Below are 1,822 nucleotides of genomic sequence, written 5' to 3'. Positions count from 1 at the left end.
GTGGTGACCCGGCTCGCGGCCGGCATGGCCTATCGCCTGCAGGTGCTTGCGGACGACGAAAAAGCAGAAGCGGTGACGCGCCACGCCGCGCAACGCGGGTTTCAGCTCGGCCGCGAAGTCGTCGACTATCTGCTGCGTCGTCACGCACGCGACCTGCCGGCGCTGATCCGCATGCTGGAGGCGCTCGATCGTTACTCGCTCGAAACCAAGCGGGCCGTCACGGTGCCTCTGGTACGTGAACTGCTGATGGACGCCCGAGCGATCGTGCCCTGATTCCCGAGAAGGATCGCGCGACAGGAATCTCCATCACTGGCTTCAGCCTGCCGCCGGCAAGACCGCAAGTTCAACGAGATGAAAAGTTCATGAAGATCTGCAAGCCGTTGCACGCATTGTGGGGCACCCTGGCGACCTGCCTCCTGCTCGCCGTGAGCACCGCGAGCCGGGCGAACCCGGATGCCGAAATCATCGTCGACGTGGATTCGGCGAAGCGCGAAATGCGCGTGCTGCGCGGTGACAAGGTGCTCGCCAGGTTCGACCACGTGTCGGTCGGCCGCTGGGGGGTGAGCGACCAGAAGCGCATCGGCGACGGCAAGACGCCGCTCGGCCAGTACCGCATCGCGTGGGTGAAGCCGTCCGGCCAGTTCGGACCGTTCCTCGGATTCGACTATCCGTCCATCGCACGCGCCCGCACGGGGCTGGCGGCGGGCGAGATCAGCCAGGGCGAGTTCGACGCCATCCTGGAAGCGCACGTCGAGGGGCGCATTCCGCCCCAGAACACGCGGCTCGGCGGGAACATCGGCATTCACGGCCTCGGCCGCGGCGACCCCGGAATCCACTGGGATCTCAACTGGACCAAGGGCTGTATTGCCGTCACCAACGAACAGATGAACGAAGTCGCGCGTTTGGTGGGAAAGGGCGCGCTCGTTAGAATACGCTAGTGCGCTGCGTCATTTCCGCCTTCCGCGCTGAAAGCGCTTCGCCAAGCCATTCATTTTCGGAGATAAACAGCATGAAGAAAATCGTCACTTCCGTGTTCCTCGTCCTTGGCCTCGCGTTGGCCGGCGGGTGCGCCTCCACGAAAGACCTCGAGGCCGTGCGTGCGGTAGCAGACAAGGCTGCCGCCGCGGCGGCGAAGGCTCAGGCCACGGCCGACAGCGCGGCTGCCGCCGCGTCCAAGGCGCAGGCTTCGGCCGATGCCGCGAAGTCCACTGCCGACGCCGCGAAGTCCACTGCCGACGCCGCGAAGTCCTCGGCCGATGCAGCCAACGCGTGCTGCAAGGACACGCAGACGAAGATCGACCGCATGTTCAAGAAGTCGATGTACAAGTAATCCCCCTGCTTCCTGACGGAAGCGTGGCGGTGCGACCGGCTTGCGGTCCATCGCCGAAGGTTCAGAGGTCTGCAGCCGCCGGCGGTCGCACGCGAAGAAGCTCGAGGTGCCGGTGGCTGCGCAATCCCCCACACAACACTCTCAATGCCGATAGTCGAGGCGGTTCTCCGCTTGCATCGTCCGTCGCGTGACGGGCACGGGCAGACCGGATTTCTCGATGACAGCGAGCTTCACCGCAGCTTCGTCCACGACCAGGTCCGGCCGCGCCGCGACCTGAAAGCGAATCCGGTCGAGGGTATCCGCGATCAGTTCTTCCGCCGGGCGTTCATGCTCTTCGAGCGGTGGATGCACTTCGAGATAGAGCGCATCGTCGCCCCAGCCCAGTTTCACCGGCTGATTCATGAGACGCACGGGCGTGCCCACCGGGGCGAGCTGGAACAGCGCTTCGATGTGCTCGGGCAGGAGGCGCATGCAGCCGTGGGTGACGCGCAT

4 protein-coding genes are annotated in these 1,822 nt (G+C 65.2%); 3 read left to right on the top strand and 1 reads right to left on the bottom strand.

The genetic code is table 11. The features are described 5' to 3' along the window. Nucleotides 1-24: 24 nt before the first annotated feature. From JNK68_12250 to JNK68_12240, 3 genes are all read left to right on the top strand, one after another. The gene (locus JNK68_12250) at nucleotides 25-273 is read left to right on the top strand and encodes a hypothetical protein (protein MBL8541126.1); all 249 of its coding nucleotides are present in this window, start codon (nucleotides 25-27) and stop codon (nucleotides 271-273) included. 89 nt (nucleotides 274-362) lie between these two features. Next, nucleotides 363-938: a L,D-transpeptidase gene (locus tag JNK68_12245; protein ID MBL8541125.1), complete on the top strand. Its 576-nt coding sequence runs from the start codon at nucleotides 363-365 to the stop codon at nucleotides 936-938. Further along, nucleotides 938-1,330, top strand: a complete 393-nt coding sequence (locus tag JNK68_12240) for a hypothetical protein (protein MBL8541124.1) — start codon at nucleotides 938-940, stop codon at nucleotides 1,328-1,330. Before JNK68_12245 ends, JNK68_12240 begins: the two co-directional genes overlap by 1 nt. Before the next feature lie 141 nt (nucleotides 1,331-1,471). Here JNK68_12240 and JNK68_12235 read toward each other — a convergent pair whose 3' ends face one another. Further along, nucleotides 1,472-1,801: a hypothetical protein gene (locus JNK68_12235; GenBank protein MBL8541123.1), complete on the bottom strand. Its 330-nt coding sequence runs from the start codon at nucleotides 1,799-1,801 to the stop codon at nucleotides 1,472-1,474. Nucleotides 1,802-1,822: the final 21 nt, after the last annotated feature.

This window comes from Betaproteobacteria bacterium (assembly GCA_016791345.1).
In the GTDB taxonomy this organism is placed as follows: domain Bacteria; phylum Pseudomonadota; class Gammaproteobacteria; order Burkholderiales; family JAEUMW01; genus JAEUMW01.
Note: the sequence above shows the minus strand (reverse complement) of the source record. Positions and strands in the feature narration are given on the sequence as shown.

Bases quoted from the DNA above. Each gene is read 5' to 3' on its own strand.
- JNK68_12250 (MBL8541126.1), top strand. From the start codon at position 25: ATGGCCTATCGCCTGCAGGTGCTTGCGGACGACGAAAAAGCAGAAGCG.
- JNK68_12245 (MBL8541125.1), top strand. From the start codon at position 363: ATGAAGATCTGCAAGCCGTTGCACGCATTGTGGGGCACCCTGGCGACC.
- JNK68_12235 (MBL8541123.1), bottom strand. From the start codon at position 1,801: ATGCGCCTCCTGCCCGAGCACATCGAAGCGCTGTTCCAGCTCGCCCCG.